Below are 23,782 nucleotides of genomic sequence, written 5' to 3' on the forward strand. Positions count from 1 at the left end.
TCGTGGTTTCCCCAACTCCCGACGCCGACCGACGCACCCGACTGCTCTCGGGCGCGACCGCGACCCTGCGCGACCTCTCCGAGGTGCTGACGCCCCTCGGTGCGAGGTTCGCCGCCGCGGGCCACGAGCTGTACCTGGTCGGCGGCAGCGTCCGGGACGCGGTCCTCGGCCGGCTGGGCACCGACCTGGACTTCACCACCGACGCGCGGCCGGAGCAGGTGCAGGCCCTGCTCAAGGGCTGGGCCGACAACCAGTGGGACACCGGCATCGCCTTCGGCACGATCAGTGCGGCGAAGGCCGACCAGCAGATCGAGATCACCACCTTCCGCACCGACGCGTACGACGGCGTCACCCGCAACCCCGAGGTGAAGTACGGCACCAGCCTCGAGGAGGACCTGGTGCGCCGCGACTTCACCGTCAACGCGATGGCCGTGCGGCTCGGCGCCGACGGCGACCAGGAGTTCGTCGACCCGCTCGGCGGGATGGACGCCCTGCTCGCCGGTGTGCTCGACACCCCCGCCGCGCCGGAGCGCTCGTTCAACGACGACCCGCTGCGGATGCTGCGCGCGGCGCGGTTCGTCTCGCAGCTCGGCTTCTCGCTGGCCCCGCGGGTCCGGCAGGCGATCGTCGAGATGGCCGGGCAGATCGACAGGATCACCGCCGAACGGGTGCACGCCGAGCTCGACAAGCTGATCCTCGGCGAGTACCCGATCGACGGCATCAACGTGATGTGCGAGACCGGGCTGGCCGCCCGGGTGATCCCCGAGATCCCGGAGATGGAGCTCGAGATCGACGAGCACCACCAGCACAAGGACGTCTACCAGCACTCCCTGACGGTGCTGCAGCAGGCGATCGACCTCGAGGACGGCGACCCGGACCTGGTGCTGCGCTGGGCGGCGATCCTGCACGACATCGGCAAGCCGGACACCAAGCGCAACGAGCCGGGCGGCGGCGTGAGCTTCCACCACCACGAGGTGGTCGGCGCCAAGCTGGTCCGTCGCCGGATGCGGGCGCTGAAGTACTCCAAGCAGATGGTCGACGACGTCGGTCAGCTGGTGTTCCTGCACCTGCGTTTCCACGGCTACGGCGAGGGCCAGTGGACGGATTCCGCGGTGCGCCGGTACGTCAACGACGCCGGCGACCTGCTGCCCCGGCTGCACAAGCTGGTCCGGGCGGACTGCACCACCCGCAACAAGCGGCGCGCCGCCAAGCTGCAGGCCACCTACGACGACCTCGAGCAGCGGATCGCCCGGCTCGCCGAGCAGGAGGACCTGGCGCGGGTGCGCCCGGACCTCGACGGCAACGCGATCATGGAGCTGCTCGGCATCCCGGCCGGTCCGGAGGTCGGCAAGGCCTGGACCTTCCTCAAGGAGCTGCGTCTGGACCGGGGCCCGCTGCCCCGCGAGGAGGCGGAGGCCGAGTTGCTGAAGTGGTGGCAGCAGCAGACGTAGGCTGGTTCCCGGGCGCCCGGTGCGCCCGTCGGAGGAGTCCGCTCATGACGACCGATCTGCAGGCCTGGCAGGCGCGCGGGCGGTACCTCACCGTCGGTGCGGACCGCATCTTCGTCGTGGAGGTCGGCGCGGGCGCGGGTTCGCCGGTGGTGATCGTGCACGGGTTCCCCGGTTCGTCACACGACTTCGCTTCGGTCGCGGAACTGCTCGGCGCCACCCGGCGGGTGGTCCTGCTGGACCTGCTGGGCTTCGGGCTCTCCGACAAGCCCGCGGTCGCGCGCTACTCGCTCTTCGAGCAGGCCGACCTGGTCGAGACGGTGTTGGGACGGTTGGGCATCGCTCGCTGCGTCCTGATCGGCCACGACATGGGCGACACCGTCGTCGCGGAGCTGATGCACCGCCACAACCACGGCGAACTGGGCTTCGTGCCGGAGCGGGTGGTGCTGACCAACGGCTCGATCTTCATCGACCTCGCGCACCTGACGCCCGCGCAGCGGGGGATGCTCCGGCTGCCGGCGCGGGCGCTGCCCGTCTCGCCCCCACGCCGGCTCCTGGCGCGTTCACTCGAGCGCAGCTTCGCACCCGACGCCCCGGCGCCGCCGGGCGCGATCGACGCGCTGGTGCAGGCGATCGAGCGCAACTCCGGCGGCCGGCTGCTGCCGCGCCAGAACCGCTACCTGCTCGAGCGGCGCCGGCACCAACCCCGTTGGACCGCGGCGCTGGTGGAGTACGCAGGCCCGATGGGCCTGGTCTGGGGCGCGCTCGACCCCATCGCGACGAAGGCCATGCCGGCGCACCTGCTCGGCCTGCGCCCGCAGACGCGGGTGACGATGCTTCCCGACGTCGGGCACTGGCCGTCGCTGGAGGCGCCCGAGCGCCTCGCGGAGCTCGTCGAGCAGGAGCTCCGCTGAGGCGAACGCCGCTGCATCAGTTCAGCTTTGCGTGCATCAGGTAGACGTTGTAGCTGTCCCACTCCGAGACGGTGAAGTACAGGTCGTGCTCGGTGGACCACGGGTGGATGAAGCCGCCGTAGATCTTCGGGTAGTCGACGGCGTTGACCAACGGCACGGCGTCGGTCCAGCTTCCCTGCGGAGTCTTGGCCTGCCGCAACACAATTGTTCCGGCCAGGGTGTCGAGGTAGCTCATCTGCCACAGGTCGCGCCGGGCGTCGTAGCGCACCGACAGCTCGGCGGCGTTGCCGGACATCACCGGGGTGGGTGAGTGTTCCGCGACCGGGCTCCAGGTGCCGCCCGTCCAGTACTGGTACGCGGACTTGTTGAGCACCTGGTCCTTCGGGGCCCGCGCCACCGCCACGGTGCCGAGCCGGCCGTTGGGGGTGCCGAACATGTACACGTGGTCCCCCGCAGGCACCATGCTGGTCACCTGGAACTTGCTGCCGCCGAACAGGTTGTCCCAGTTGGCATACGGATCCTTCGTCCAGGTCTGACCCCGGTCGTCGGAGTACGCGATGCCGCCGCGGTTGGTGTCCCACATGCCGGGGATCACGCTCCAGCGCCGCACCGACATGTAGCTCAGGTACTGCCGGTCGCCGATCGCGAACCCGGACGTCGGGATGGTGGTGGTCTCCCAGTTCTTGACCTTGCGGCTGCCGAGCACCTCGACGGCGTGGCAGCGGCTGTCCTGCACCATCGAGTCGATGGTCATGCCGTCGGACAGGTCGCGATCGGTGCTGTGGCCCAGCACGTTCGATCGCCAGTCGGAGCCGTTGGCACCGGGTGGGGCCCAGCCCCTGCCGAAGGTGTCGCCGAACGCGACCGACACCTCCCCCGGCCCGGACTCCCAGGTGATGCCGAGGTCGGTCGCGTTGACCTGCCAGCGCTTGTCGGTGCGGTTGATCGAGCCGGGGCCGGTGAGCTGGGCGACCAGGGACACCTCGCCGACGGCCGGTGCGGGTGCGGACGCGGCGACCGGGCCGGGCTCGACGGGCGGGGACTGCGGGGTGGGGGCGGGCGGCCGCGGCTGCTCGGGGCCGGGAATCGGGATGGGAATGGGTTCCGGGTCCGGTCCGATGGAGATCCGCGGCACCTGCGGGCCCAGCGAGCCCGCCGCGGAGCCGTCGGAGCCCGACGAGCTGGAACCGCTCGAACCCGAGGAACTCGAACCGGAGTCGGAGCCGGACGATCCCAGTGACCCGGTGTCGTCGGGTTGCTCGGGTCCGGCGTCGGTCAGGTCCGGGCAGGGGTCCGCGCACGGGTCGGCCGGCAGCGGGTCCTGCGGGACCCGGGTCAGGTTCGGTGCGGGGTCGGGGACGGGCACCGGGACGATCTCGGGCCACGGGTACTTCAGGTCCAGTCGGGGCGGCCCCGTGGTCTGGCCGACGTCGGCGGCGGACGGGTCGAAGCCGCGCTCGCCGCAGGCGTTGGTGGGGGCGGCCGAGGGCGCCGTCGTGGCCGCGGCGGTGCTCACCAGCGATCCGGAGATCGCGAGGGTCAGCGCACACAGTGGTGTAGCGATACGACGAATCACAACGCCCCCGTCCATTCCACGATCGCTCGGCGCTGCGGTGCGCCGACCTCGAGGTGTCTGGAGAAAGTAGCAGGATCCGTTGCGTGGAGCGGGGACATCGGTTCGTCGGCAGCAGGCATCGCCGCCCGGTCGATCGCACCGAAACCGTTGTCGCACCAGGTGAGTACGGTTTCCTTCGTGTGGAAGCACGAGGTTGTCACCGGCTGCACGACATCCGTCCGCCACCGCGTGGCGGTGGCGGACGGATCCGTCTGAGTCCCAACGTGCGAGGGTCTCGGTGGCGCGCCCGCTCCACTGGGCCGGTCTCGCCCACGAAGCTGGGAGCGGGCCTGCCGATCGGCAGATTCGTCACCGATACCCGGCGATCACTCAGGTGGAGCTACCGTCGCGAGCCGGTCGAACGACGACCGGTTGCGCGGCACGTTTCGTGCCGACGGGTGTCGGGTTCAGCTGCCAAGTCCGGTCGACAGCTTGCCGACCACGTCGAGGATGGTCTTGAACGCGCCGAGCAGATCAGACAGGTCTGACGAGGACATGCTTTCTCCTTCTTATTGGTGAGCGATGCTGCGGTAGTTCCAACCGTCGTAAATTCGACGGAACCGGCCGACAGGCACGCCGGGATCAGGTGAACCCGTGCAATTGCAAAACGAAATTCCGAATGTCCGGTGTCGACGCGGTCGCGCCCGGTCCGGAATCGGACCGGGGGCAAATTTCTTCTAGTCGCGCCGACGATTTCCGGTGTTCCGGCACGGCGGCGACGCAAGTCGTGCCGTCGCCGACTCCGGCCGGTGTGAGGCAAAGAAGTCGGCCCACGATTCGATGTCGGGATGGTCCTTCAGCAGTGCCCTGCGACGGCGTTCGGTCATCCCGCCCCACACTCCGAACTCGGTCCGGCTGTCGAGGGCGTCCGCGGCGCACGGCACGAGCACGGGGCAGTGGCGGCAGATCGTGACCGCCTCGCGCTGGGCGGCTCCCTGCACGAACATCCAGTCGGGATTGTCGATGCATCGTGCGAACGCTCGCCAGGTGGAGGGGATCTCGGGCGATTGTGTCGCCGTGGGGCCTCCGGTCTCGGTGATGCTCATTGCGCCTGTCCTCGTTCGTGCGGAAATCGGGTGTGCTGCTGAGGGGGTGAGTCGAATTCGCGTGACCATGACGTGGAGAACGGTAGGGCGAAGAGTTAAACGTCGGACTGCCGTCAGGTGACGCATCCTGGACGATCGTCCAGGGTTTGAATGAACGCATGACGCCCCTCCTCGGCGTGCCGCAGGCGGAACCCGCGCCGCCGGTCCCACGTCCAACATGTATGGGCTTCGTGGTGGAGTACGCGTTCGGGACCGGCGACGACGACCCGTTCGTCTGGGAGTCGGCGGCGGACCTGGACATCGGTGCCGACCAGGTGGCCGACGCGGTCCGTCTGGACTTCGACGGCGACGGCCTGCTCGACGACGCCATGTGGGACAGCGACGGGGACGGGCTGGCAGACCGGTCGGTGCTCGACGTCGAGGACGTCGGCGCCCGGTACTTCGCCGACCCGAGCGGCCTGGGTACCTGGGACCGCGAGGTGCCCGGTCCGGCCGCCGCGCCGGACCCGGTCGGGTGGTCGAGGGGGCCGGACCCGCGGACGCTGCTGGTGGACGAGAACGGCGACGGGACGCCGGAGGCGACCCTGTCCGACACCGACGGCGACGGCCGCCTGGACGCGGTTCGGTGGCGGCAGCCGCCGTCCGGTGACTGACCGGCTACCGGCGCCGCGAGTTCAGCGCTACAGCGAGCAGTCCCAGCGCGTACACCCCGGCGCCCGCGACCACCAGGCCCGGCGAGCGGCCGTCGGGTGCGATCACCGTCGCCGCCGCGGCCAGCGACCCGATGAACGCGATGTTGAACACGGTGTCCTGCAGCGCGAACACCTGGCCGCGCCGGGTGTCGTCGATGTCGATCTGCATGGCCGCGTCGCCGGTCAGCTTGACGGTCTGTCCGGCCAGGCCGAGCAGGAACGCGCCGGCCAGCAGCATCGGCTGGGTGAGCGCGGCGATCAGCGTCAGCTGCACCACGATCGCCGCGAGCAGTGCCAGCGCGATGGTTCGTGGCCGACCGAGTCGCGGGATCAGCAGCGGCGTGAGCGCCGCCGCCAGCAGCATCCCCGCGGCGGTGGCGCCGACCGCGACGCCGAAACCGGCCAGCCCGCCGGGCAGCGTGCCTGCGGCCGCGGGGTCGCGCAGGACCAGGACCATGACCAGGGTGTCGATCCCGAACACGATCCGGTGCGCCCCGATGCCGAGCATCGCGGTGGTGACCCCCGGTGCCCGCCACACGGCGGTGGCGCCGGTGCGCAGCCCGGCGGCGACGGCCCGGACGGCGGCCGCCCGGGTGGGCGCAGGCGCGGTCCGCTCCGCCGTGCGCGGGCCGAGGCCACGCGGGGCGAACCCGGCGGCGGCGAGCGCGCCGAGCACCGAGCCGACGGCGGCCGCCGCGACCGCGACACCGGATCCCCGGTCGCCGTCGCCCACCAGCGAGATCATCACGACCGCGGCCGCCGCACCGGCGGCGGCGACCCCGGAACCGACGGTCGCCAATACGGAATTGGTTGGCACCAGCCAGGATTGACGCACCACGTGGGGCAGTGCCGCGGACACGCCTGCGCCGACGAAGCGGCTGACGCCGACGGACGCGAGAGCCAACAGCAGCAGCGGTGTCTCCGGCGCGCCGGAGACCAGCAGGACCGCCGTGCACAGGATCAACGCGCCGCGCAACGCGTTCGCCCACATCAGCACCGCGCGGCGGTCCCAGCGGTCGAGCAGCGCACCGACGAACGGTCCGAGCACCGAGTACGGCAGCAGCAGCACCGCGAATCCGGCGGCGATCGCCAGCGGGTCGGTCTCGCGTTCGGGGTTGAACAGGATCGCGCCGCCGAGGGCGGCCTGGAACAGCCCGTCGCCGAACTGGCCTGCGAAGCGTACGGTGGCCAGCCGGCCGAGGCCGGGTGAGTTGCGCAGTGCCGCGCGCAGGCGTCCGGTCGTCGAGTCCACCACCGCGTGACCCTATCGCGCGGCGGGCACCGCCTCCCGCGTCCGCCACCAGGCGACGGTGGCCGCGGCCGCCTCGGGCAGCGGGGTCGGCGCCAGGCCGAGCAGTCGCTCGCTGCGCGCGGAGTCCACCACGAACGGCCGCTCGAACTGGTAGAGCGTCTCGGCGAGCTCGCGGGTCTCGCCGTGCACCCGGCCGACCGCGCGAATCAGCCACGCCGGCAGCACCCCGGTGCGGGGGTCGTCGAGCCCGGCCACGGCGGCGAAGGCGTGCACCAACTCCCGCTGGGTGAGCGCCGGCCCGGTCGGCGCGTGCAGCACGGCGTTCCACCGCGCCGGGTCCGCGGCGGCGGCGATCATGGCGGCCGCGAGGTCCGGCACGTAGGTGAAGGAGTGCGGGACGTCCAGTGCGGCGAGGACCCGAACCGTGCTGCCCGCCAGGATCTTCGGCACCATCCGCTCCCCCGCGTGCGCCATCAGGACGTGCGGTCCGAAGAAGTCCGAGGCGGCGACGCTCACCGTCGGCGTGGTGGACTCCGCGCGCTGACGCAGCAGCTCGGTGCGGACCCCGAGCTTGCCGTCGCGGGCGTCGCGCGGGGTGTCCTCGGTGATCGGCCCGTCTACCGGGCCGTACGAGTAGAGGCTCTCGGGGAACACCGCCACCGCCCCGGCCCGGCCGGCGGCGGCCAGCACCTCGCGTTCGGTGCCGGGCAGCTCGCGCCGCCAGGCCGCCGCCGAGTACGCGGAGCCGTGGGTGCAGTGGAAGACCGCCGCGGCGCCGTCGAGGGCGTCGTCGAGCGCCCCGGGCCGGGAGACGTCCACCCGCATCCGACGCACGCCGGGGTGCTCCGGCCCGGACCCGGAGCGGGTGAGCACCCGCACGGCGTGACCCTGGTCGGCGAGTTGCTGCGCGACCGTCCATCCGACCGGGCCCGCCCCGGTCACCACCTGTACTGCCGCCATCGTGATCACGTCCTGTCCGTCTGGGTAGATGTTTGAGAGCACCGCTCTCGAATCAACAGTGCGCCGCGGAAGGGCCTCCTGTCAAGAGCAGTGCTCTCTAAAGTTGACAGTGCTCACGAAAGGGGGTCACCCTGGACGGCGTGACCGGTACCCCCCGCGCCCGCGCCCGCGAACAGACCCTGGCCGACATCACCCGGATCGGCCGCGAGCACCTGGCCCGCGACGGGGCGGCGGCGCTGTCGCTGCGCGCGGTGGCCCGCGACCTCGGCGTCGTCTCGTCGGCCGTGTACCGGTACGTCAAGAGCCGCGACGAGCTGCTCACCCTGCTGGTGGTCGAGGGCTACACCGAGCTCGGTGACGCGGTGGCGGCCGCGCTCGACGCCGCACCGGCCGACGACCCGACCGCCCGATTCCGGGCCCTGGGTCATGCCGTTCGGGACTGGGCATTGCAGGAGAAGGCTTGTTACGGACTGCTTTTCGGTAGCCCGGTGCCCGGCTACCGGGCGCCCGCCGAGCGCACCACCGGGCCGGGTACCCGGGTGGTCAACGCGCTGGTGGCGCTGATCGGCGAGGCGCACAGCGCCGGTCGGCTGCGGCCGGTGGCGGATCCCGCCACGACGGCTCCGCTGCGCGCGAACGTCGACGCGATCCGCGCCGAGCTGGGTGTCGACCTGCCCGACGAGGTGCTCCTGCGCGGGGTGCTGGTGTGGTCGTCGCTCTTCGGCGCGGTCAACTTCGAGGTCTTCGGGCAGTACGGCCCGGACACCTTCACCGACCCGCGGGCGCTGTTCGAGCACCAGTTGTCGGTGCTCGCGGAGGTGGTCGGTCTCGCAGGCTGACCGCTCGCGGCGTCGGGCTGCAACCGATCGGCCCGCGGTGCGATGATTGACCGGTGGAGTACGCAGACGAGTCCGACGACCGCAGGGCCGCGACGGAACCGGTCGTGCGCCCCGGCAGCCTGCTGGTCTCCTCCACCGGACTTACCGAGCCGTCGTTCCGCCGCACCGTGGTCTACGTGATCGAGCACAACGAATCCGGCAGTCTGGGTGTGGTTCTCAACCGGGCCAGCGCCACCGCCGTGCACACCGTGCTCCCCCAGTGGGGCGACCTGTGCGCGCGTCCCCGGGCGCTGTTCGTCGGCGGCCCCGTCAAGCGCGACGCGGCCCTGTGCCTGGCCACCCTGCGGACCGGCGCCGGGATCGACGGCGTCGAGGGCCTGCGGCGCGTCCACGGCCGGGTCGTGATGGTCGACCTGGACTCGGACCCCGACCAGGTCGGACCGCTGGTCGAGGGCGTGCGGGTGTTCGCGGGTTACGCAGGGTGGAGCATCGGTCAACTCGACGGCGAGCTCGACCACGACGACTGGACGCTGGTCTCCGCGCTGCCGTCGGACGTGATCGGACCGCCCCGCGCGGACCTGTGGGCGCAGGTGCTCCGCCGTCAGCCGCTGCCGCTCTCGCTGCGTGCCACCCACCCCATCGACGTCGAGCGCAACTGACCCGCGCCCCTCGACCGCAGGCCGTCATCCCCAGTCCGTCTCCGCGGGCCGAGTGAACGTACCGTTCATGCGATCCAATCGAATGAACGGAAGCGTTCATTCGATTGGATCGAGTGAGTGTGCCGTTCATTCGGCGGCGGCGGCGGCGCCGGCCGCGGCGCCGGGCGACCGCAGCCGGCCCGGCACCGAAGGACTACGAGGACCCTGCGGAGGACCCGGTGGCGACCGGGTCGGGGCAGGTGGCCAGCACCCCGACGATCGCGTCCTTCTCGGCCTGGGTGACCCAGAGCCGGTAGGCTGCCTTCACCTCCACCTGCTTGGCGACGTACGCGCAGCGGAAGGCCTTGTTGGCGGGCAGCCAGGACGCGGCGTCGCTGTCGGACTTCTGCTGGTTCGCCGGGCCGTCCGAGGCCAGCAGGTTGCGGGGATCGTTGGCAAAGTCCTTACGGGTCTGCGCATCGAGCTTCTGCGCGCCCTTCTGCCAGGAGTCGGACAGCGCCACGACGTGGTCGATCTGCACGGCGCTCGAGGTGTTCTGGCCGCGGACGAAGTCGACGGTCTTGCCGGTGTACGGGTCGGCCAGGGTCCCGGTGAGGACCACGCAGTCCCGAGTCCCGGTCTTGTAGGTCACGGCCGTCAGGTCCCGGCGGAGGATGTCGTTGCGGGTGTCGCAGCCGTTGTGCCCGCCGGCGACGCCGACATCGTCGGTCCAGGCCGGGCCGTAGAGGTCACGGTCGTACCCGGTCTTCGGGGCGCGACCCTTGACCGGGATGGTGTCGAGCGTGGCGAGGGTGGCGCTCGCGCCGGTGAACGGCGCGCCGTCGGTCGGGGTGGCCTCAGCCGACAGGGCGCTGCAACCGGTCGCGACGAGGACGGTGGCGCAGGCGGTCGCCAGTGCCAGCGCGCGGCCGGTGGTGGTACGAAAACTCAACAGGGGTACTCCCTTTCACGGAACGGACCCCCGATTATGGCGAGCGGCCCACCGGCTCGACGAATCCCCTGGTGCCGGAGCCGGTTTCCGTGACGAAGTGCTCAGTGGCCGGTGTCGGCCGGCTCCGGCTGCGGGTCCGCCCGCCGGGCGTACCGCTGCGCCAGCGCCGCGCAGACGATCAGCTGGATCTGGTGGAAGATCATCAGCGGCAGCACGATCAGGCCGATCGGCTGGCCGGCGAACAACACCGTCGCCATCGGCAGGCCGGTGGCGAGTGACTTCTTCGACCCGCAGAAGACGACCACGATCTGGTCCGGCACCGAGAAGCCGAGCCGGCGGCCGGCGAACCACGTCACCGCCAGCACGACGGCCAGCAGTCCGCACATCACCGCCACCAGACCGAGCACCTGCCACGGTGAGAGCCCGGCCCAGGCGTTCTCGACCATGCCCGCGCTGAACGCCGCGTAGACCACCAGCAGGATCGAGCCACGGTCGACGAGCTTGGTCGGGGCGGCGTTGCGCTGCAGCCAGTCCGCGACCAGTGGGCGCAGCAGCTGGCCCAGGACGAACGGCAGCAGCAGCTGCACCACGATGTCGAGCACCGACGACGCGTCCACGTGCGCCTCGCCGGTCGTGTTCATCAGCGCGATCACCAGCAGCGGCGTCAGGAACACCCCCAGCATGTTCGACAGGGTGGCGCTGACCATCGCCCCCGGCACGTTGCCGCGGGCGATGGAGGTGAACGCGATCGACGACTGCACCGTCGAGGGCACCAGGCACAGGTACAGCACGCCGGTGTACAGCCCGCCGCTGAGCAGCGTCGGCTCGAGCACGCTCAGTGCCAGCCCCAGCAGCGGGAACAGCACGAAGGTGGCGGTGAGCACCGCCGCGTGCAGCCGCCAGTGGGTCAGGCCCGCCAGTGCCTCGCGGGGATGCAGCCGGGCGCCGTAGAGCAGGAACAGCAGGAAGATGGCGATCTTGGTGGCCCACGACAGGACCTCGGCCGCGGTGCCCTGGGCCGGGAAGATGCTGGCCAGTACCGCGACGGCGATGATGGAGAGGATGAACCCGTCGATGTAGAACCTGGAGAGAAACTTCACGACCACCACGGTAGGCCCCGGGGTCCGGCGGTCCGGTGCGAGACCCCAGTGGTGTCGAGACGCCGGGGCCCCGCGGGCGGTGCGTCACCGCGCGCGGGGCCCTACGGATGGGACTACCTCAGAACTTGATCACGCCGCGGATGTTCCGCCCGGCGTGCATGTCCTCGAAGCCCTTGGCCACCTCGTCGAGGGCGTAGGTGCGGGTCACCAGGCCGTCGAGCTCGAGCTTGCCCGCGGTGTAGAGGTCGATCAGCCACGGGATGTCCGCACTGGGCGCCGACGCACCGAACAGCGAGCCCTGCAGCCGCTTCTGGTAGAGCGTGAGCTCCATCGGGCTGATCGGGATGCCGACGTCGGTCATCTTCCCGAGGCCGGTCACCACGCACACCCCGGCCTTGCGGATCGCCGAGAACGCCTGCGCGATGTGCTCGCCGGTGGTCACCCCGACGGTCACGATCGCCGCGTCGGCACCCTGCCCGTTGGTCAGCGACCGGGCCACCTCGGTGGCCTCCTCGATGGTCGCGAATGCCTGGGTGGCACCGAACTTCAGGGCGCTCTCGCGCTTGAACGCCACCGGGTCGACGGCCAGGACGTGCGCGGCGCCCGCGTGCGCGGCGCCCTGCACCGCGTTGATGCCGATGCCGCCGACGCCCATCACGATCACCGTCTGGCCGGGATAGACCTCGGCGGAGTTGACCGCTGCGCCCCAGCCCGTGCCGACGCCGCAGCCGAGCAGGCAGAGCACGTCGAGCGGCAGGCTCTTGTCGTGCACCTTGACCGCGGAGTCGGTGCTGACGGTGGTGTACTCGCTGAAGGTGGACAGCCCGCAGGTCTGGGCCACCGGCTGCCCGTCCAGGCTCAGCCGGAAGCTGGTCGGGTCGTCCGGTCGGCTGCCGGTCATGATCGCGGCGCCGCGGTCGCACAGGTTCTGCAGCCCCTTCGCGCACCAGCGGCAGCGTCCGCAGCCGGCGACGAAGGAGAACAGCACGTGGTCGCCCTCGGCAAACCCCGTCGTCTCCGGGCCCACCTCGACGACGACGCCTGCGCCCTCGTGCCCGCCGCAGATCGGGTAGACGCCGACGGCGTGGTCGCCGAGGGCGACGTGGTCGTCGGAGTGGCACAGGCCCGAGGCCACCATCTTGACGGTGATCTCACCGCGCCGGGGCGCGTCGAGGTCCATCTCGACGACCTCGTAGGTGCCGGGGGTGCTGCGGATGATCGCGCCGCGGGTCTTCACTGAATGTCTCCTCGTTCAAAGATGTTGCGGAACAGGCTGTTACGGGGTGACCTGGGCGGCCATCATGGCGCGGAACTGGTCGGTGTACGGCGGCAGCATTCCCCACTCGCCACGCAGGTCCGGGCCGGCGGACTCGTAGACGGCGCGGGCGTGGCTGAACTCGAGGAAGCCCTCGCGGCCGTTGTAGTGGCCCATGCCGGACGCGCCGACGCCGCCGAACGGGGCGTCCTGCAGGCCGGGGTGCATCATCACCTCGTTGATCGTCACGCCGCCGGAGGAGGTGCGGCCGACGACGGCGTCCTGCTCCGCGGTGTCGGTGCCGAAGTAGTACAGCGCCAACGGCTTCGGTCCCGCGTTGATCGCGTCGACCACCTCGTCGATCGCGTCGTACCCGAGCAGCACCACGGCGGGGCCGAAGATCTCCTCCTGCCGGATGACGGCGTCGGCCGGCGGCTCGATCACCATCCGCAGCGGCCGGCGTCGGCCGGCGGCGGGCAGCGGGACGTCCGGCGCCGACTCGACGCGGGCCCCGCGGTCGGCTGCGTCGGCGACGTAGCCGTCGATCCGGGCGGCGTGCCGGTCACTGACGATCGCGACGGCGTCGGCGTTGTCCTCGATCGTCGGCAGCAGCGCGGTGTACGCCTCGCGCAGCGCGGTGACGAACTCGTCGAGGTGTTCGCGGGGCACGTGCACGGTGTCGGGGCTGACGCAGATCTGGCCGCCGTTGGTGGCCTTGCCGACGGCGATGCGGTGGGCGGCGTCGGCGAGGTCGGCGCCGCGGCCGATCACCGTCGGGGACTTGCCGCCGAGTTCGAGGGTCACCGGCACCAGGTTCTGCGCGGCGTTGGCCATCACCAGCTTGCCGACCGCGCTGCTGCCGGTGAAGACGAGGTGGTCGAACGGCAGTGACGTCAGCGCGTCGGCGACGTCGGGGCCCCCGGTGACGATGGCGACCTCGGCGGGGTCGAGCAGGGTGGCCACCGCGTCGGCCAGCACGTCCGCGGTGCGGGGCACCACCTCAGAGGGCTTGAGGACGGCCCGGTTCCCGGCGGCGAGCACCCCGGCGAGCGGGCTCATCAGGGTGTACACCGGGGCGTTCCAGGTGCCGATGATCCCGACCGTGCCCTTCGGCTGGTGCAGCACCTGCGCGCGGGCGCCGAGCTGGTCGTAGGGCGCGAAGACGGGCCGCTCGTCCGGGGCCATCCAGGCGTCCAGGTTGTCGCGCGCGTGCTTGAGGGCGGTGATGGAGCCGACCACGTCGTTCATCAGCGAGTAACCCTCGGGGCGTCCACCGAAGTCGGCGTCCAGGGCCTTGGCGATGTCGTCGGCGCGGGCCACGAGCAGGTCGATCACCGCCTGGATGCGCTGGCGGCGGCGCTCGGCGGTCGGCTGACCCTCGGCGACCAGGGCGGCGCGTTGGAGGGCGAGGAGATCGGTCAGGCGCGTGCGCACGCCACTGTTCGGGTCCATGCGGCGAACGCTAGGACGTGCTCCAGATCACTCTCAGCGCAAATCCCGGTGACCGGGACCAGTTTCAGAACCGTTTGTCCGCCAATGCATTGAGGGCGCCGGCCATCTCCGCCGCGCGGGCGGAGGTGACGGTGAGCCGCTGCCCGTTCGCCGCGGTGAACACCACCGCCGGACCGGACCGGGTGGCGACCGCGTAGTTGCCGCGGCCCTTCACCCGCAGGCCCCAGCCGCCGAAGTCCCGGAACGGCTTGACCTCGTCCACCCTGGCGCCGATCAACTCCTCGACTCCGTAGGCCATGGTGGTCATCCCCATGTTGCGCACGCGCAGGCCGGTCTCGTCGACGGTGACCCGGTACCGCAGCAGCGAGAGCGACAGCAGCCCCGCCGCGCCGAACACGGGGAACAGCCACCACGAGTCGGCCAGCCGGCACAGCAGGACGGTGACCGCGGCGCCGCCGAGCGCCCAGCAGACGGCGGCGGCGGTGCTCAGGCCCAGCTGGTCGACGATCGGCAGCTCCACAGGCCCGCGGGGCAGGTCCGGGTCGGGCGGGGCGTCGGCCGCGGAGCGCTCGCGGTGGTCGCGCAGCAGGACGGCGCCGAGCGCCCCGACGGCGAGGCCGGCCACCATGCCCGCCGCGAGGGCGGACATCGGCATCCGCGCGTCCGCCGCGTCCGCGAGGTCCAGTTGCGCCCACAGCAGCGTGATCCAGGCGGCGGTCAGCAGGCCGACCACGCCGAGGCCGATCAGCAGCATGGCGCGCCGCGTCATCAGCTGGGCGCCGGCCAGCGCCGCGAACGCGCTGCAGCCGCAGCCGACCAGGACCAGCACGATGGCCATCGTCGTGGCCGTGGACCAGGCGGAGCCGAAGCCGTCGGGTGTCCCGCCGGACCAGTGGACGGCGATCGGTTCGGGCAGACGCGGCGACCGGAGCCAGGTCAGCAGCAGTCCCGAGGCGGCGGCGAGGAGGGGGATCGCGATCCCGAACAGGGCGCCGGCCGGATCCACCGCGCGGGGCCGCGACGGGGCGGGCGGCACGGGCCGGTCGGCCGCGGAGTTGCTCATGGCGGCGATTCAACCAGCCGCGTGAGGGAGCTCACCCCCGGCGGTGCGCCGGGCGGGTGTCTACGAGGGCAGGCAGGCGCCCTTGAGGGCGCACGACCCGCAGGAGTCCATGCCGCAGTCGGCCGCCGCGGCAGCGGCGTCGGTGTTACTCTCGTCGGCCGCGGCGGGCTCCGGCGCGCTGCCGCACCCGCAGTCGTTGCCGCAGCCCGACGCCTCGGCCGGCAGCGCGGCGGCCACCCGGGCGCCGAGGGATCCGCCGTACGCGGCGACGCCCAGGGCCGCGACCACGGCGACGAGGGCCACCGCGACACCGGTGACGCCGCCCAGGACCAGGGCGCCGACACCGCCGATGACCAGCAGCAGGGCGGCCGCGGCCAGGGTGGGCCCGGCGACGCGGTTGGCGAGGGCGAAGGCCTTGTCGTTGGCCAGGGTCTCCGGGGTGCGGACGCCGGCCCAACGGTTGCGCGGCAGCTTGCCGGCGAGTCCGGCGACCGCAACTCCGCCGACGGCGAGGGCGAGGACGAACAGCACGATTGCAAGGATCAGCACCCGACCATGGTACGTGGGGGACCGCGGGCGGGGGCCGCTGGCCTGACCGTTTACGCTGGTGGTCGGAGATCCCTACCTTCAATTCGGGGCTCCGCGTATCCCACGCACCACCCGAACCCGAGCGCAGAGAAGCAGCGAATCACGTGAGCAGCACAGTGCAGCAGTCAGCGGACGACGCGACCCCCCAGCACCGGTACACCGCGGAACTCGCGGGCCGGGTCGAGCAGCGGTGGCAGGAGCTGTGGCGCGAGCGCGGCACCTTCAACGCGCCGAACCCGGTCGGTGACCTCGCAGGCGAGGTCCCGGCGGACAAGCTGTTCGTCCAGGACATGTTCCCGTACCCGTCCGGGGCGGGCCTGCACGTCGGCCACCCGCTCGGCTACATCGCCACCGACGTCTACGCCCGGTTCCACCGGATGCACGGACGCAACGTGCTGCACACCCTCGGCTACGACGCCTTCGGTCTGCCCGCCGAGCAGTATGCGGTGCAGACGGGTACCCACCCGCGCACCACCACCGAGGCGAACATCGCCAACATGCAGCGGCAGCTGCGCCGGCTCGGCCTCGGCCACGACGAGCGGCGCTCGCTGGCCACCACCGATGTGGACTTCTACCACTGGACCCAGTGGATCTTCCTGCAGATCCACGGCGCCTGGTACGACACCGAGCTCGGCAAGGCCCGGCCGATCGCCGAGCTCGAGGCGGAGTTCGCCGCCGGTACCCGCACCCCCGCCGACGGCCGGGCCTGGGACGCCCTCACCGCGGACCAGCGGCATGCGGTGCTCGACTCGTACCGCCTTGTCTACCAGTCGGATTCGATGGTCAACTGGTGCCCCGGGCTGGGTACCGTGCTGGCCAACGAGGAGGTCACCGCGGACGGTCGCAGCGAGCGCGGCAACTTCCCGGTGTTCCGCAAGCACCTGCGGCAGTGGATGATGCGGATCACCGCGTACTCCGACCGCCTCACCGACGACCTCGAGTACCTGGACTGGCCGGACAAGGTCAAGGCCATGCAGCGCAACTGGATCGGCCGCTCGCACGGCGCCCAGGTGCGGTTCGCGGCGGGTGAGGTCGGCATCGAGGTGTTCACCACCCGTCCCGACACGCTGTTCGGCGCGAGCTACGTGACGCTCGCCCCCGAGCACGAGCTGGTGGACCAGCTGGCCGCCGCGTCGTACGCCGACGACGTCGACCCCCGCTGGACCGGCGGCGCCGCCACCCCGGCCGACGCAGTGGCGGCCTACCGCGCCGCGATCGCGGCGAAGACGGACCTCGAACGCCAGGAGAGCAAGGAGAAGACTGGCGTCTTCCTCGGCACCTACGCGGTCAATCCCGTGAACGGGCACCGGGTTCCGATCTTCACCGCGGACTACGTGCTCACCGGCTACGGCACCGGCGCGATCATGGCCGTCCCCGGTCACGACCACCGCGACTGGGAGTTCGCCAATGCCTTCGGCCTGGACATCCTCGAGGTGATCTCCGGCGGCGACGTCACCGAGGCCGCGTACACCGGCGACGGACCGCTGGTCAACAGCGACTACCTCGACGGGCTCGAGGTCGCCGACGCCAAGAAGGCCGTCATCGAGCGGCTCGAGGCGGACGGGCACGGCAAGGGCACCATCCAGTACAAGCTGCGGGACTGGCTCTTCGCCCGTCAGCGCTACTGGGGCGAGCCGTTCCCGATCGTGTACGACGCCGACGGCACTGCCCATCCGCTGCCGAAGTCCGCTCTGCCGGTTGAGCTTCCGGAGGTCGAAGACTACGCACCGGTGTCCTTCGACCCGAACGACGAGAACTCCGAGCCCTCTCCCCCGCTGGCGAAGGCCACCGACTGGGTGAACGTCGAGCTCGACCTCGGCGACGGGATGCAGAGCTACCACCGCGACACCAACGTGATGCCGCAGTGGGCGGGCAGCTCGTGGTACCAGCTGCGCTACATCGATCCCACCAACCAGGACGCCTTCTGCGCCCCGGAGAACGAGCAGTACTGGATGGGGCCGCGCCCGGACATCCACGGGCCCAACGACCCGGGCGGCCTCGACCTGTACGTCGGCGGCGTCGAGCACGCGGTGCTGCACCTGCTGTACTCGCGGTTCTGGCACAAGGTGCTCTTCGATCTCGGGCACGTCAGCTCGAGCGAGCCCTACCGTCGGCTGTTCAACCAGGGCTACATCCAGGCGTACGCCTACACCGACAGCCGGGGCGTGTACGTGCCGGCTGCGGACGTCGTCGAGTCCGACGGCAAGTACTTCTACGAGGGCGCCGAGGTCAACCGCGAGTACGGCAAGATGGGCAAGTCCCTGAAGAATGCCGTTGCGCCGGACGAGATCTGCGAAGAGTTCGGTGCAGACACCCTGCGCGTCTACGAGATGTCGATGGGTCCGCTGGACACCTCGCGTCCGTGGGCCACCAAGGACGTCGTCGGCGCCCAGCGGTTCCTGCAGCGCGCCTGGCGGACCGTGGTCGACGAGGAGACCGGTGACATCCGGGTCACCGAGGACGTGCCGACCGACGACACCCTGCGCGCGGTGAACCGGGCGATCGACGGGGTGAACGCGGACTACGCGGCGCTGCGCGACAACACCGCCGCGGCCAAGCTGATCGAGCTGACCAACCACCTCACCAAGGCGTACCCGGCCGGTGCGCCCCGCGCCGCGGTCGAGCCGCTGGTGCTGATGCTCGCCCCGCTGGCCCCGCACATCGCCGAGGAGCTGTGGAACCGGCTCGGGCACGAGGCGTCGCTGGCGCACGGCCCGTTCCCGGTCGCCGAGGAGAAGTGGCTGGTCGACGACAGCGTCGAGTACCCGATCCAGGTCAACGGCAAGGTGCGCAGCCGCATCACCGTGGCCGCGGACGCGGATCCGAAGACGATCGAGGCGGCAGCCCTGGCCGACGAGAAGATCGTCGCCTTCCTGGAGGGCAACGAGCCCCGCAAGGTGATCGTGGTGCCCGGAAAGATGGTCAACATCGTCAAGTAGGCGCTGACGCACTCGTGCGCGGTTGGCGGTCCAGAGACCCGCTAACCGCGCACGAGCAGCGAAGCTGCCTAGCACTCGTTGGGGGCAGGCTCCCCGCGCAGCCGGGCGTCGACCCAGTCGAAGGCGCCGCCGACCCCGCTCAACTCGGCGGCGAAGTGCTCGCCGGGCACCTGCCGGTACACCGCAGCCACGCCGTAGCCACACTGTTCGCGGTACAGATTGTGGGTCCCCAGCGCGGGCACCCAGAAGTCCTGCCCGCCGTTGTAGAAGTACAGCGGGGCACCGGATTTGCGGTCGGCCATCTTCGTCTTGGTGTAGATGTCATGGGCGACCGGGGTGACGAGCGCCTTCTTGACGTTGGCCAGCGCCTCGGCGGGGAGCTGGAAGATCCCGGCGATGACGAGGTCATCGCCGCACGCGTCCTTCATCGACGACACCCCCAACTGCCGGGCGAGTTTGTTTGCCAGGGTGAGGATCTCGGGGTTCTCGCGGGAGACGCCGAACAGGGCGGCCAAGAACAGCCCCCCGGCGAGGTTGCCGTTCATGGTGCGCGAGAGCATCTCGAAGTCCGCAGGCACGCCGCCCATCGACGCGCCGACGATCCGGCCGGCCAGTTCGGGTGCGTAGCTGTCGATCAGCTTGACCGCGCCGTGCGTGGCGATCGCCCCTCCGGAGTAGCCCATCATCGCGATCGGGCTGTCCCCGAGCTCGGAGGAGTACAGGGTCCGCATGCCGCGCAGGCTGTCCAGGATCGCGTGCCCGCCGACGAACGGTTCCCCGTAGGCCATCCGAGGTCCCTCGTGGTCGGGGACGAGCACCGCGTAGCCCCGTTCCTCGGCCTTCGCGGTGACGGGTCGCATCAACTCGAACTTGCTGGTGGTCGGCGTGATCCCGTTCGCAAGGGTGTAGCCCGGGGCGCAGGCGCGTCCGAGGCTGTTGATCGGCACGTTGTTGACCAGCACCGGACGTGGTCCCGGACCGGGCCACGGGGTCGCGGGCACGACGAGGGTCGCGGTCGCGAAGGACGGCGCGCCGGCCGAGTCGGTGCTCTTGACCTTGAACTGGCGCACCTCACGCACCGGTCCGCGCAGCATCGTCCGGGCCACCGGCGTCACATCGCGGGTCCCGATCACGGCGCCGTTGGCCATGCCGGCCAGGCCCGGCGGGTACTCGTCGAAGAAGGCCTCGCCGACCGGCTTGGGCAGCATTGCCAACCGCAGGGTTTCCAGGTCTGGCGAGCCCAGGTCCGGGGCGGGCACCACCGAGTCGATCACCGGTGCCAGCCAGTTGCCGGACCCGGTTCCGGCCGCGGACCCGGTGCCGATCGAACCGGTGACCGGCCAGGTGCCGTTGAGCGGGATGCCGTCCGAACCGGTGCCGTCCGTCAGGGATCCGGTGCCTATCACCCCCTGGCCGCCCGCGCTGCCGGTGGGCAGTTCCGCCGCCGTGCCGGTAGCCACACCACCCCCGACGGCCATCGTCACCGCGATTGCGGCTACACCCATCCGACCCCACAGACCCCCGCGCTGTATTGGCATGGGCGGGACGCTAACACCGACTTGTGCTTTCCCTGTGGGTATTTCGCGTTCGCCGGAGGTGTGTCGGAAGTTTCGATTGTGAACGAATCGAATTGTGGATCGACCGCTCCTTCGGGAAGAACATGTGTCACTCTCGCGGACTGCATCGGCACGTCACGGACGCCGTACCGTCGGGCCGCTGGGGACGGCTCGGATGGCGCTGCTGCCAGGAGCTGCTTGTCGAGTTGTGCACCGGCGCTTGAGTATTCACGACGCGCATGCGGAAATTCACGCATGTGGCAGGTGGTCGCCGGTATCGCATCTGGCGGCACGGGAGGGAGCCGTCTCCGGGCCAGCGCCGGCAGTGAACCGGTGTTGTCGTGAATTCAATTGGCCCCCAGTGTCTCTCCGGCAATTGCGGCAAAGGAGACAGTGATTACGGTCGGAGATGGACTCGGTGCCGCTGTCGAGTCCGAGGTCCGGCGAAGCCTGACGATCTCGCCTCGACCGTCGTGGGGTGTGGCGTGAGCAGACGGAGGAGGGCCGGCGGACCGAATGGTCCGCCGGCCCTCCTCCGGTGCCCGCGCGCCTCCCGCGGCGGCGGTCTCACATCTGGGTGGACATCTCGTGTCTCATCTCGAACTCCACAGGCCCTGGAGGGGCCGGAAGGACTCACGGGCGGCGCAGCCGCCTCAGCACTCGTTGGGTGCGGCTTCCCCGCGCAGGCGGGCGTCCACCCAGTCGAACGCCCCGGGGTTTCCGGTGAGTTCGCCGATGATGTGTTCGCCGGGTACCTGCCGGTACACCGCGGGCACGCCGAAGCCGCATTGCTCGTCGTAGAGGTTGCGGGCACCGAGCGCCGGGATCCAGAACTCCTGGCCTCCGTTGTAGATGTACAGCGGCGTGCCGGACTTGCGGTCCGCCATCTTCATCTTCGCGTAGATATCATGCGCGACAGGTGAATCCAGCGCGCGCCGGATGTTTGCGAGCGCCTCGGCCGGTATCCCGGTGACGCCGGCGAGGGCGAGGGTGTTCGCGCACTGGTCCTTGATGGACGTGATCCCGATCTGCTGTCCGAGGCTGTTGATCACCGGAAGGATCTCGGTGTTCTCCCTCGCGATCCCGAACACCGCCGCGAGGAACAGCCCCCCGGCGAGGTTGCCGTTCATGGTGCGTCCGAGCATCTCGAAGTCCGCAGGCACCCCGCCCATCGCGGCGCCGACGATGTCGCCGGCCAGCTCGGGGGCGTACGAGTCGATCAACTTGACCGCGCCGTGCGTGGCGATCGATCCACCCGAGTAGCCCATCATCGCGAGCTTGCTGGCGCCGAACTCGGCAGGGAACACGGTGCGCAGGCCGCGGATGGAGTCGAGGATCGCGTGCCCGGCGACGAAGGGTTCGGCGTACGCCATCCGGGGACCCTCGTGGTCGGTGATCAGCACCGCGTACCCGCGTTCCTCAGCCTTCGTGGTGACGGGCCGGAGGAAGTCGAAGAAGTTCTCCGACTGCGTGATCCCGCTGCCGAGGGTGTGTCCCGGTGTGCAGGACCGGCCGAGGCCGTTGATCGGCACATTGTTGACCAGCACCGGCCGCGGTCCCGGACCGGGCCACGGCGTGGCGGGCACGACGAGGGTCGCGGTCGCGAACGACGGAGCGCCGGCCGAGTCGGTGCTCTTCACCTTGATCTGACGCACCTCCCGGACCGGCCCGCGCAGCAGCGCCCGGGCGGCGGTCGTCACGTCGCGGGTCTCGATGACCTGGCCGTTGGTCATGCCGGGCAGGCCGGGCGGGTACTCGTCGAAGAACGGGTCCCCGACGGGCTTGGGCTGCATCTTGGCGTACAGCGTCTCCAGCGGCGGCGGGGGATCGAGGTCCGGTCCCGGGATCACCGAGCCGACCACGCCCGGAATCGCGGACCCCAGCGGCGATCCGGCCGCCGATCCGGTCCCGAGCGAACCGGTGATCATCGTCGTCCCGTTCAGGGGTGAGCCGTCCGAGGCGGTGCCGTCCGTCAACGACCCGGTGCCGACCGACCCCTCACCGCCGGCGCTGCCGGTGGACTGGGCAAGGGCCGTGCCGACCGACGCGCCACCCCCGATGCCGACTGTCACCGCTAGAGCGGCGACGCATGTTCGAACCCAGAAACCTCCGCGCTGGATTGGCATGCGCGGCACGGTAACACCGGAAACCGCTGGTCCTGGCGAATTTTCGTGGCCGTGACCGGCGTGTCGCGAGTGCCGACCGTGTGATACCGGACGAACCGGTCGAACCGGTCGCGGCGTGGCGTCGATCCCCGTCGCGGTTCCATGGAATCACGACGGCGTCGCCGGTACCCTCGATTACTAGAACAAGTTCTAACAACGAAGGGGTACCGGCATGGCGGCATCACGCGAAGACATCTTGAACACCATCGAGGGCTACATCAAGTCGGTCGCCGGGGGCACCGTCGACGACGTGCTCGCGCTGTACGCCGACGGGGCCACCGTCGAGGATCCGGTGGGCACCGAACCGCGCACCACCGTCGAGGCGCTGCGTGAGTTCTACGGCATCATCGAGCCGCTGGAGCAGACCGGCGTGCTGGGCATGGTCAAGATCGCAGGCAGCGAGGCCGCGTTCAACTTCGTGCTGACCACCACCATGGGCGAGAACAGCGTCGAGATCTCGGTGATCGACGTGATGACCTTCGACGAGGACGCGAAGATCACCAGCATGAAGGCGTACTGGAGCCAGGAGGACATGGTCGCGCGCTGACCCGTCCGGTCGGGCCGGCGGGCCATCGGTCGGACCGACGGCCGCCTGCCCGACCGATGGCGCCTGAAATGGCGTCGAAGTATTGCGATGTGTGGCAGAAACTCATGTGAAGTTCTGCCCTGCAACAAGTTTCGGGCCGCGCGTGTCGTCAGTCGGTGACCGCGAAGGTGGCCCACGCCCGGGCCGCGACCACGCCGTCCGGGTTGATCGCGGTCAATGCGACGTCCACCCGCGGTTCGCCGTCCGTGACGTACTCGGCCACCACCTCGCCGGTGCAGTGCAGCGACTGCCCGGCCGGCACCGGCCCGGTGAACCGGGTGCGGAAGCGGCGGACCCGATCGGGGCCCAGCCAGTCGGTTGCGTAGTTGGCCAGCTGGCCCGCGGCGACCGCGTCGGCGCTGCCGCGCGGTCCGTGCGTCCACGAGTCCGCGACCAGGAGTCCGTCGGCGTCCCGGTACTCGGTGACCCGGTCGTCGGCGCCGCCCCACGAGAGCGCGGTCAGCCGGTCGCCGGCGCGTGGCGGCGGCCCGAAGAACCGGCAGTCCTGCTCGGCGGCCACGGTGGTGTCGCCGGCCGCTGCGTCGGCCTCGGCGCCCTCGAAGCACAGGTAGACCGGCGGGACCACGGGGCGGTCGGCCTCGCGGTAGGCCCGGTGGGTGGCGTTGGTGGAGTCCGCGAACTCCCGGATCCGGCCACGGTCGAGGTCCATCACGAAGCGCTCGACTGCGTCTTCGCGTGCGGTGGTGACTGTCATGGCGCCG

20 protein-coding genes are annotated in these 23,782 nt (G+C 70.9%); 7 read left to right on the forward strand and 13 right to left on the reverse strand.

Annotated elements, in window-relative coordinates; all coding sequences use genetic code 11:
* Window positions 1-2: 2 nt before the first annotated feature.
* Entirely contained in the window at window positions 3-1,451 is a 1,449-nt protein-coding gene (locus ACFO6S_RS09120) for a CCA tRNA nucleotidyltransferase (protein WP_378416200.1), read from the forward strand.
* Between the two features lie 44 nt (window positions 1,452-1,495).
* The gene (locus tag ACFO6S_RS09125; protein WP_378416202.1) at window positions 1,496-2,362 is read left to right on the forward strand and encodes an alpha/beta fold hydrolase; all 867 of its coding nucleotides are present in this window, start codon (window positions 1,496-1,498) and stop codon (window positions 2,360-2,362) included.
* Between the two features lie 16 nt (window positions 2,363-2,378).
* Here the strand turns inward: ACFO6S_RS09125 and ACFO6S_RS09130 are convergent, their stop codons facing one another.
* Complete coding sequence (locus ACFO6S_RS09130) at window positions 2,379-3,953, reverse strand: DUF4185 domain-containing protein (protein WP_378416204.1); 1,575 nt, start codon at window positions 3,951-3,953, stop codon at window positions 2,379-2,381.
* Between the two features lie 701 nt (window positions 3,954-4,654).
* Window positions 4,655-5,023 (reverse strand): WhiB family transcriptional regulator, encoded by a 369-nt coding sequence (locus ACFO6S_RS09135; protein WP_378416206.1) that lies wholly within the window; start codon window positions 5,021-5,023, stop codon window positions 4,655-4,657.
* Between the two features lie 158 nt (window positions 5,024-5,181).
* On the opposite strand from ACFO6S_RS09135, the gene ACFO6S_RS09140 reads away from it, so the two are divergent.
* Window positions 5,182-5,676, forward strand: a complete 495-nt coding sequence (locus tag ACFO6S_RS09140) for a hypothetical protein (RefSeq protein ID WP_378416208.1) — start codon at window positions 5,182-5,184, stop codon at window positions 5,674-5,676.
* 4 nt (window positions 5,677-5,680) lie between these two features.
* On the opposite strand, the gene ACFO6S_RS09145 is transcribed toward ACFO6S_RS09140, so the two are convergent.
* Together ACFO6S_RS09145 and ACFO6S_RS09150 are read right to left on the reverse strand one after the other, a co-directional pair.
* Entirely contained in the window at window positions 5,681-6,970 is a 1,290-nt protein-coding gene (locus ACFO6S_RS09145) for an MFS transporter (protein ID WP_378416210.1), read from the reverse strand.
* Between the two features lie 9 nt (window positions 6,971-6,979).
* On the reverse strand, window positions 6,980-7,927 hold the full coding sequence (locus tag ACFO6S_RS09150; RefSeq protein WP_378416212.1) for an NAD-dependent epimerase/dehydratase family protein: 948 nt from the start codon (window positions 7,925-7,927) through the stop codon (window positions 6,980-6,982).
* A 140-nt stretch (window positions 7,928-8,067) separates the two neighbouring features.
* Between ACFO6S_RS09150 and ACFO6S_RS09155 the strand changes: the two genes are divergently transcribed.
* Both ACFO6S_RS09155 and ACFO6S_RS09160 read left to right on the forward strand, forming a co-directional pair.
* Complete coding sequence (locus ACFO6S_RS09155; protein WP_378416214.1) at window positions 8,068-8,766, forward strand: TetR/AcrR family transcriptional regulator; 699 nt, start codon at window positions 8,068-8,070, stop codon at window positions 8,764-8,766.
* A gap of 53 nt (window positions 8,767-8,819) precedes the next feature.
* Window positions 8,820-9,425 (forward strand): YqgE/AlgH family protein, encoded by a 606-nt coding sequence (locus ACFO6S_RS09160; RefSeq protein WP_378416216.1) that lies wholly within the window; start codon window positions 8,820-8,822, stop codon window positions 9,423-9,425.
* A 193-nt stretch (window positions 9,426-9,618) separates the two neighbouring features.
* Here ACFO6S_RS09160 and ACFO6S_RS09165 read toward each other — a convergent pair whose 3' ends face one another.
* From ACFO6S_RS09165 to ACFO6S_RS09190, 6 genes are all read right to left on the reverse strand, one after another.
* Entirely contained in the window at window positions 9,619-10,356 is a 738-nt protein-coding gene (locus ACFO6S_RS09165) for an HNH endonuclease family protein (RefSeq protein WP_378416217.1), read from the reverse strand.
* A 101-nt stretch (window positions 10,357-10,457) separates the two neighbouring features.
* Window positions 10,458-11,456 carry a bile acid:sodium symporter family protein gene (locus ACFO6S_RS09170; protein ID WP_378416219.1) on the reverse strand — a complete coding sequence of 333 codons (999 nt, stop codon included), beginning with the start codon at window positions 11,454-11,456 and terminating at the stop codon, window positions 10,458-10,460.
* A 118-nt stretch (window positions 11,457-11,574) separates the two neighbouring features.
* Window positions 11,575-12,693 (reverse strand): NDMA-dependent alcohol dehydrogenase, encoded by a 1,119-nt coding sequence (locus ACFO6S_RS09175; protein ID WP_378416221.1) that lies wholly within the window; start codon window positions 12,691-12,693, stop codon window positions 11,575-11,577.
* Between the two features lie 39 nt (window positions 12,694-12,732).
* Window positions 12,733-14,163 carry an aldehyde dehydrogenase family protein gene (locus tag ACFO6S_RS09180; RefSeq protein ID WP_378416223.1) on the reverse strand — a complete coding sequence of 477 codons (1,431 nt, stop codon included), beginning with the start codon at window positions 14,161-14,163 and terminating at the stop codon, window positions 12,733-12,735.
* 64 nt (window positions 14,164-14,227) lie between these two features.
* Complete coding sequence (locus ACFO6S_RS09185) at window positions 14,228-15,226, reverse strand: DUF1648 domain-containing protein (protein WP_378416225.1); 999 nt, start codon at window positions 15,224-15,226, stop codon at window positions 14,228-14,230.
* A gap of 60 nt (window positions 15,227-15,286) precedes the next feature.
* Complete coding sequence (locus ACFO6S_RS09190; RefSeq protein ID WP_378416227.1) at window positions 15,287-15,775, reverse strand: SdpI family protein; 489 nt, start codon at window positions 15,773-15,775, stop codon at window positions 15,287-15,289.
* A gap of 143 nt (window positions 15,776-15,918) precedes the next feature.
* Here ACFO6S_RS09190 and leuS point away from each other — a divergent pair, with 143 nt between their 5' ends.
* Window positions 15,919-18,753, forward strand: a complete 2,835-nt coding sequence (gene leuS / locus ACFO6S_RS09195) for a leucine--tRNA ligase (protein WP_378416229.1) — start codon at window positions 15,919-15,921, stop codon at window positions 18,751-18,753.
* 68 nt (window positions 18,754-18,821) lie between these two features.
* Here the strand turns inward: leuS and ACFO6S_RS09200 are convergent, their stop codons facing one another.
* Both ACFO6S_RS09200 and ACFO6S_RS09205 read right to left on the reverse strand, forming a co-directional pair.
* On the reverse strand, window positions 18,822-20,258 hold the full coding sequence (locus ACFO6S_RS09200; protein ID WP_378416230.1) for a lipase family protein: 1,437 nt from the start codon (window positions 20,256-20,258) through the stop codon (window positions 18,822-18,824).
* A gap of 704 nt (window positions 20,259-20,962) precedes the next feature.
* Entirely contained in the window at window positions 20,963-22,381 is a 1,419-nt protein-coding gene (locus ACFO6S_RS09205; protein WP_378416232.1) for a lipase family protein, read from the reverse strand.
* 265 nt (window positions 22,382-22,646) lie between these two features.
* Here ACFO6S_RS09205 and ACFO6S_RS09210 point away from each other — a divergent pair, with 265 nt between their 5' ends.
* Window positions 22,647-23,021 carry a nuclear transport factor 2 family protein gene (locus ACFO6S_RS09210; protein ID WP_378416234.1) on the forward strand — a complete coding sequence of 125 codons (375 nt, stop codon included), beginning with the start codon at window positions 22,647-22,649 and terminating at the stop codon, window positions 23,019-23,021.
* Window positions 23,022-23,169: 148 nt separating this feature from the next.
* On the opposite strand, the gene ACFO6S_RS09215 is transcribed toward ACFO6S_RS09210, so the two are convergent.
* Window positions 23,170-23,775 (reverse strand): hypothetical protein, encoded by a 606-nt coding sequence (locus ACFO6S_RS09215; protein WP_378416236.1) that lies wholly within the window; start codon window positions 23,773-23,775, stop codon window positions 23,170-23,172.
* Window positions 23,776-23,782 lie beyond the last annotated feature (7 nt).

This window comes from Rhodococcus kronopolitis, from assembly GCF_042654025.1.
Classification (GTDB): domain Bacteria; phylum Actinomycetota; class Actinomycetes; order Mycobacteriales; family Mycobacteriaceae; genus Rhodococcus_G; species Rhodococcus_G kronopolitis.

Coding starts and splice junctions, on each gene's coding strand:
- ACFO6S_RS09200 (WP_378416230.1), bottom strand. CDS start 20,258: ATGGGTGTAGCCGCAATCGCGGTGACGATGGCCGTCGGGGGTGGTGTG.
- ACFO6S_RS09125 (WP_378416202.1), top strand. CDS start 1,496: ATGACGACCGATCTGCAGGCCTGGCAGGCGCGCGGGCGGTACCTCACC.
- ACFO6S_RS09185 (WP_378416225.1), bottom strand. CDS start 15,226: ATGAGCAACTCCGCGGCCGACCGGCCCGTGCCGCCCGCCCCGTCGCGG.
- ACFO6S_RS09130 (WP_378416204.1), bottom strand. CDS start 3,953: ATGGACGGGGGCGTTGTGATTCGTCGTATCGCTACACCACTGTGTGCG.
- ACFO6S_RS09140 (WP_378416208.1), top strand. CDS start 5,182: ATGACGCCCCTCCTCGGCGTGCCGCAGGCGGAACCCGCGCCGCCGGTC.
- ACFO6S_RS09150 (WP_378416212.1), bottom strand. CDS start 7,927: ATGGCGGCAGTACAGGTGGTGACCGGGGCGGGCCCGGTCGGATGGACG.
- ACFO6S_RS09135 (WP_378416206.1), bottom strand. CDS start 5,023: ATGAGCATCACCGAGACCGGAGGCCCCACGGCGACACAATCGCCCGAG.
- ACFO6S_RS09215 (WP_378416236.1), bottom strand. CDS start 23,775: ATGACAGTCACCACCGCACGCGAAGACGCAGTCGAGCGCTTCGTGATG.
- ACFO6S_RS09210 (WP_378416234.1), top strand. CDS start 22,647: ATGGCGGCATCACGCGAAGACATCTTGAACACCATCGAGGGCTACATC.
- ACFO6S_RS09180 (WP_378416223.1), bottom strand. CDS start 14,163: ATGGACCCGAACAGTGGCGTGCGCACGCGCCTGACCGATCTCCTCGCC.